Here is a 568-nt window from a genome sequence, read left to right as displayed (position 1 = left end):
TCTCGGATTACTCGGTCAGGAGGGCGACGCCTTCCTTGCCGATCAGACGCTGAATGTTGATCAGCAGCTGAAGCACGACGCCGAACACGCCGAGCGCCATCCAGCCGAAGAACACGAAGCCCCAATGCAGCGGCGCGACGAACAGTTCTTCCATGAACCAGAACGTGTGGCCCCACTCATTCAGGCCGACGTTCGGGATGATCATGAACGGGCCGATCGCCACGATCAGATAGGCCACCGAATAGCCCTTGGCGAAATACGGAAGACGCGTCTTCGCATAGAAGAAGCCGCCGACCGCGATCACCGAGTAGATCGGGTAGCTCATGTAGAACTCGATGATGTGCGACGGCGTGAAGTCCGTGTCGCGAATCACCGTCATGTGCCAGGTGCCGTCCTGCTCCGTGAAGAACGACGCGCCCCAGTAAATGGCCGCGGCGTAAACCACCAGCCACTGCACTTCGACAACCAGGCGGCGCATTTCTTCGCGCGCCGTCAGAGTCGAGAAGTCGCGCGTGCGCGTCTTCCAAAGAAAGCCCGCAAGGCCAATGCCCGAGATCAGCTCAAGCGG

General features: G+C 60.0%; 1 protein-coding gene. It reads right to left on the bottom strand.

Translation table 11 applies throughout. The features are described 5' to 3' along the window. Window positions 1-7: 7 nt before the first annotated feature. The coding region (locus ASE87_RS15105; protein ID WP_056230117.1) for a methane monooxygenase/ammonia monooxygenase subunit C at window positions 8-568 on the bottom strand (561 nt) is incomplete at its 5' end.

This window comes from Frigoribacterium sp. Leaf44, assembly GCF_001421865.1.
Taxonomy (GTDB): domain Bacteria; phylum Actinomycetota; class Actinomycetes; order Actinomycetales; family Microbacteriaceae; genus Frigoribacterium.
Note: the sequence above shows the minus strand (reverse complement) of the source record. Positions and strands in the feature narration are given on the sequence as shown.